This window comes from Sphingobium sp. Ant17, from assembly GCF_000588875.1.
In the GTDB taxonomy this organism is placed as follows: Bacteria; Pseudomonadota; Alphaproteobacteria; order Sphingomonadales; family Sphingomonadaceae; genus Sphingobium.
Genome location: NZ_JEMV01000117.1, coordinates 1 through 5,477, shown reverse-complemented (window position 1 = coordinate 5,477; position 5,477 = coordinate 1). Strand labels below are relative to the sequence as shown.

General features: G+C 58.7%; 9 protein-coding genes. 2 read left to right on the top strand and 7 right to left on the bottom strand.

Annotation, left to right across the window (positions count from 1 at the left end):
• Positions 1 to 480 (top strand): helicase-related protein (locus BF95_RS24190; protein ID WP_268747202.1); only part of this gene is annotated, 480 nt, incomplete at its 5' end.
• Positions 481 to 613: 133 nt separating this feature from the next.
• Here BF95_RS24190 and BF95_RS24185 read toward each other — a convergent pair.
• From BF95_RS24185 to BF95_RS28005, 7 genes are all read right to left on the bottom strand, one after another.
• Positions 614 to 2,245 (bottom strand): recombinase family protein, encoded by a 1,632-nt coding sequence (locus BF95_RS24185; protein WP_043155265.1) that lies wholly within the window; start codon positions 2,243 to 2,245, stop codon positions 614 to 616.
• Positions 2,246 to 2,263: 18 nt separating this feature from the next.
• Entirely contained in the window at positions 2,264 to 2,596 is a 333-nt protein-coding gene (gene mazF / locus BF95_RS24180; RefSeq protein ID WP_043155263.1) for an endoribonuclease MazF, read from the bottom strand.
• Positions 2,596 to 2,838 (bottom strand): AbrB/MazE/SpoVT family DNA-binding domain-containing protein, encoded by a 243-nt coding sequence (locus BF95_RS24175; RefSeq protein ID WP_043155261.1) that lies wholly within the window; start codon positions 2,836 to 2,838, stop codon positions 2,596 to 2,598. The genes mazF and BF95_RS24175 overlap by 1 nt, the downstream gene beginning before the upstream one ends.
• A gap of 110 nt (positions 2,839 to 2,948) precedes the next feature.
• On the bottom strand, positions 2,949 to 3,152 hold the full coding sequence (locus BF95_RS24170) for a hypothetical protein (RefSeq protein WP_043155258.1): 204 nt from the start codon (positions 3,150 to 3,152) through the stop codon (positions 2,949 to 2,951).
• A complete protein-coding gene (locus BF95_RS24165) occupies positions 3,139 to 3,378 on the bottom strand; it encodes a helix-turn-helix transcriptional regulator (protein WP_043155256.1) in 240 nt (79 codons plus the stop codon). Before BF95_RS24165 ends, BF95_RS24170 begins: the two co-directional genes overlap by 14 nt.
• Positions 3,379 to 3,565: 187 nt before the next feature.
• The gene (locus BF95_RS27710; RefSeq protein WP_152542919.1) at positions 3,566 to 3,826 is read right to left on the bottom strand and encodes a hypothetical protein; all 261 of its coding nucleotides are present in this window, start codon (positions 3,824 to 3,826) and stop codon (positions 3,566 to 3,568) included.
• Positions 3,827 to 4,123: 297 nt separating this feature from the next.
• Positions 4,124 to 4,405: a hypothetical protein gene (locus BF95_RS28005; RefSeq protein WP_161774422.1), complete on the bottom strand. Its 282-nt coding sequence runs from the start codon at positions 4,403 to 4,405 to the stop codon at positions 4,124 to 4,126.
• Between the two features lie 179 nt (positions 4,406 to 4,584).
• On the opposite strand from BF95_RS28005, the gene BF95_RS24160 reads away from it, so the two are divergent.
• Positions 4,585 to 5,310: a Crp/Fnr family transcriptional regulator gene (locus BF95_RS24160; RefSeq protein WP_043155255.1), complete on the top strand. Its 726-nt coding sequence runs from the start codon at positions 4,585 to 4,587 to the stop codon at positions 5,308 to 5,310.
• Positions 5,311 to 5,477 lie beyond the last annotated feature (167 nt).

The window sequence follows — 5,477 nt, the reverse complement described above, 5'->3', positions numbered from 1 at the left end:
TTGGTCGCGACCACGGTGATCGAGGTCGGCGTCGACGTGCCTAATAGCAGCTTGATCATCATTGAGGGGGCGGATCGGTTCGGATTGGCGCAGTTGCACCAGTTGCGCGGGCGGGTGGGGCGCGGCGACAAGCCGTCGGTCCGCCTGCTGATCCGGGGCAATGCGCTGGGCGAGACGTCGCGCGCGCGGCTGGCGCTGATGCGCGAGACGAATGACGGATTTCTGATCGCCGAGGAGGATTTGCGGCTGCGCGGCGCGGGCGAAGTGCTGGGCACGCGGCAATCGGGCGAGGCAGCGCTGAAGCTGGCGACGCCCGAACATATGGCCGCGCTGATCGACCCGGCGCGCGATGACGCAAGGCTGCTGATCGATCGCGACGGCGGGCTCGATAGTGCGCGCGGGGCAGGCGGCGCGGGGTGTGCTTGTACCTGTTTCGAGCGGGGATGCGGCTGTGGGGGKTTGCTCAGGGGGGGGGGGTGACGGGGCGGCGATTTAATATTGTGCCCCTCTCCCGCCTTTGCGGGAGAGGCTATGAAGACTTGGCAGCTTGCTGCCCTAGTCGTAGTCGGTGAGGGCTTTTTTGCGAGGGTTTGCCAGACAGTAAGACAGACCCTCACCAAACCCTCTCCCGCGAACTCGAAGCCGCCTTTGTTGTAACAAGGGTAGCAGGACCGGAAGTCTCCCGAGCAAAATCTAGAATGCCCACTAAGGCACCGTGTAGCGTGGCATGTATTTCCCCGCGCTTTTCGCCAGGATGCAAGACGATCCGGTGGATGAGCGACCGAATGGCCTGCGAGGCATCAAGCCGTGTTTCGGGGTCTTCGAGCGCCTGTGTAAACCGCGTCATTTCCCGCTTGTAGATTTCGGCGATGCCAGGATGCACATCGGCAATGGGTTGCGGTAGCTGAGCAATGCGGGCGGCCATGTTGCCCTTCTCTCGTTCAAGCTCTGCCATGCGAGCTTTCATGGCAGGCTGATACAGTCCGTCCTCAATGGCGCTCATGATCCCGGCAATGGCCCGATCGATCTTCTCCAGCGCACGACGATCGCCTTCAGCCTGCGCGCGCTGTTCCCGATTCTCGCGATTGATATGCTCGGCATAGGCGGCAACGGCGGACTGCACCTTGTCGGGCGACACAAGCCGTTCGGTAAGGCCCGCAAGTGCCCGCTGGTCCAGCACTTCCCGGCGAATGGTCCGGTTGTTGGCGCAGATTTGACGGCGATGATGGTTCAAGCAGCCATAGCGCCCATTGACCGCCACGCCGACCTTGCCGCCGCAAAGGCCGCATTCGATAAGTCCCGAGAGCAGATGGACCGGGCGTCTGCCAAGATGCATCCGGCTGGCTTGCGTGGCTTGGGTATATTTGTCGGTAAGTGCATCCTGTCGCTGCTTCACAGCCCGCCATAGATCGTCGCTTACAATCCGCAGATGCGGAACCTCTACCCGAACCCATTCGGCTTGGGGATTGGTGCGGGCTACCCTCTGACCCGTCAGCGGATTCTTGAGATAGTGTTTGTGGTTCCAGACCCGCTTTCCGACATAGAGTTCATTGTTGAGAATACCCACGCCCTGGCAACGCTTGCCGGTCACGGTAGTGTTGCTCCATGGCCGTCCGGAAGTACCAGCGATCCCTTGGGCGTTGAGGTCGCGAGCAATGGCGCGGGGACTCTTGCCCGCAGCGAACTCGCGAAAGATGCGCTCGACCACTGGCGCTTCGCTCGGCTCGATCCGGCATTCGCCGCGCACCAGTTCACCTTCGCTGGAAAGCCGCCTCACCGTGCGATAACCATAGCCTACCGGTCCTGCCGAAAAGCCTTTCTCCACGCGGCCGCGCTGGCCGCGATGGGTCTTCTTGGCGAGGTCCTTGAGGAACAGCGCATTCATCGTGCCCTTGAGACCGACATGCAGTTCGGAAATTTCGCCTTCTGACAGCGTCACCAGCGGCACGCGGGCGAACTGGAGTTGCTTGTAGAGCGTGGCAACGTCCGCCTGGTCACGCGAGACCCGATCCAGGGCTTCGGCCAGCACCATGTCGAACAGACCTGCCCGTGCGTCTTGCACCAATGACTGGATGCCAGGCCGCAGGATCATGCTGGCCCCCGAGATCGCAGCATCCGAATATGTCTGAACAACATGCCAGCCTTCGCTGGCCGCCCGCTCGCGGCAGATGCGAAGCTGATCTTCGATCGACGCGGCGCTCTGCTGGTCGGAGGAATAACGGGCGTAGAGGGCAACGCGGGTCATGAGTATCTCCCCGATAGGCTAGATTTGCAGCAGCACCTTGAGTTTGGCACGAACATCGGCGAGCACTTCGGCCGATACTTTCCCCTTGGCGCTGGCCTTGCGGGCACGCCAGTCGAGACTCTTGATCTGATCCGCCAGGATAGCGCTTGGCGGATCGTGGCTGACGACAACCTCAAAGGCATAGCCCTTGATCCGCGTTGTCATCGGGCAACATAGCATCATGCCACGCTGACCGTTATAGCGCGCGGGCGATAGGACGAGGGCGGGACGGTGACCAGCCTGTTCATGTCCCGCTTGCGGATCGAAATGGAGCCATATGATGTCTCCGCTATCGGGCACCCAGGCAGGCATCACCAGACTTCCTTGCCGATCGGAGCGCCGAAATCGACATCATCGGGAAAGGTGTCGGGCGTCATTGCCGATAGCAATTCATCGAGATCGTAGACGGGCGCTCGGATCGGCTCGATCACCACGCGGCCACCTTCTTCCCGTACATCCACCGCCTGATCGACGTGCAAAGCAGCAGCAGCCATCACCGATGCGGGTATCCGCACCGAGGCGCTGTTGCCCCATTTCTTGACCTGCACACGCATCGCGCGCCTCCTTTTAGTGGTATTTGCTCTACACTATCAGAGCACCGAACAGTGTCAACAAAAGTCGATACTCAACTAGAGCATATGTGCCACCCACATTGCCATCGCGCTTACTCTCCTTCAGTCACCCAGGGCGGATTGTCATTGGCCGCTGTACGGGCGCGAATATGCTGGCGGGCGATGTGCCGACCCATAGCCTCTGCGATGCAGGTCAGCGCCGCTTCTACATCCATGTCAGGCGGTCCGGTGACAACGCCATTGTCGTTCGCGGCAACGAGGCGATGGTCTGGGGCTTCATCGTCATCCTTTCTCATGGCCGCCCTCCCTGCGCGAAGGCAAGTTGTCATTGTCGGCCCTGTAGGACACGGGATCGGCGATCCACAGATTGACGGACGACTCCCGCCATCCAGCGCCATGGACGCTGATTTTGATTTGCGCGGGAAATGTACCGTCAGCGATTTTGCGATAGAGGGTGGAACGAGAGAGGCCCGTGCGGGCCAGAACGGTTTTCAGGCGAATGATGCGATCACTATTGGTCATCGGGACAGTCTCTTCACAGCATGTTACGCGCCCCCGATGACGAGCATTCAATGCCTTGCCGTCCCGGACAAGAGACCTGTCGGGGTCAACACGGTCATGCTCTCAAATGTCGGTGGACGCTGGCGGCAGCAGGCGTGCGTGAGCGGATAATGGCGAATATTGGCGTGAGACGCGTCGCGGATCGCGATCAGTGAAGTTTTTGTCTCACCTTGTGCCAAATTTCATTCGCGCAACCGCGCGGCAGCCCGTTGCGGGCGGCATGCGCGGTGATCAGGTCGAGTCGTTCATTGGACATTCCTTTTGTGGGGACGCCCGCCATGCGTGATGAAACAACCGAAATGGTCGGTCGCTTGCAGCCTGTTGTCAACGCTTTTGATGATGCATCAGCCCTTGGCTTTGGCCCTTCGCTTATCGCAAGCGACAGCACGCTGACCTGCTTACCGAGCATGCGCGCCCTGCACCGTCCATCAACCCGCCGCCCTTGCCGAAACGCCGCAGCCGCCCGCCCGCAAAGGAAAAGCCCGATCTCCATCACCGCTGATCACCGGCACAAATCGTCCCGCCAAACTAAGGAATTTTGGATGCTCGCTTTTGCGGAATCTTCGGTGCTCGTTGACACCGCCAATTCGGCCCCATTTGGCATATCCCGTCCGCCGAAGCCGAAGCCAACTACTATGCGGCCATTGAGAACTTCAGTATGGTCGCAAGACTGAATTGAAAATGCATCAGGGAAAGCCGGGGCGGTTCAGGGCTTGTCTTCGTCAACTCTGAGTGAGGATACGATAGATGCAAGGAGCACATGCGACTCCCACATCTGTGCGTTGGAGCCATCTGTCGCCTCAGCCCGATCACGCTGTACACTGACTGCCCGTTCCACAATGTCGATTGCTTCATAGGTCAGGAGCGTTCCATTTTCACAAAGTCCGTGGATCAGGCTTTCAATAAGTAGCAAGGCTGCAGGACCATGTGCATCCGGTGATGATAGGGAACCGCCCGGCTTTGCTGGATAATTGTCGTTGTGGGGCATTATAAAACCTCAGGTACAGGCGAAAGCATATCTGCGCTTTCAGCCGCCGACGCCTGGTGAAGCCTGCCAACGATACCGAGCTGATACAGGGCGGTGGCAATAAGAACAACAACATACAATAATATTGAACAACAACATTCATCAATATCAAATTAGACCTAGCGGGGGTAGGACAGCCCATGGCTAACCCTTTTGTAAAAAAATTGGGCGGGTTGGCTGAACTTACAGCCAGCGATGTCCGAATAATCGAGAACGCTACCTCGCACCCTCGCCGCTATTCGCCCCGGCAGGACTTAATTCGTGAGGGCGATGAGCCGGGGCCGATGTTTGTGGTTCTGGACGGTTGGGTCTGCCGTTATAAAATCCTGCCGAGCGGTACGCGCCAGATAATGGCGTTTCTGATGCCGGGCGACGCCTGCGACTTGCATATCAAGCTGCTTGCGGAAATGGATCACGGTATTCAGGCAATCACGGGCCCGCGACGGTCGCAACGGTCTCTAAAAACAGACATGGAGACTATGATGCGTGATCATCCAAACATAGCGAAAGCGATGTATTCTGCGCAACTAGTGGACGAAAGTGTCATGCGCGCCTGGATCGTCAGTATGGGTCGACGCAGTTCGACTGAGCGCGTGGCACATCTCATCTGCGAACTTTACCTTCGGGCACGGAATATCGGTTTGACTGGGGATGAAGAATTTTCCCTGCCCCTTTCCCAACTCGTTCTCGCCGATGCCCTTGGCATGACTGCAGTTCACATCAATCGTGTGCTGAAGGATCTACGGCTGGCAGGCGCAATGGCGCTGAAGCGCGGTAGCGTTACTATTCTCGATCCGGTAAAACTGGTTCAGATCGCTGGTTTCGACGACAATTATCTGCATCGCCGGTTGCGCATGACCGGCTGAGCTAAAGCTGGGCTGCTCTCCCGCAATTTGAACGTGGCATTTAACCTCAGGCATATCGACCCCTTCGTTGCCATTCAGCCGACGGGTTTCGATCCTCAATTGCCGACAGCGGCATTTCCTTGGCTCATCGCGACTGTCCGCTAAGGCTTAAGACCGCTGGACGAGGC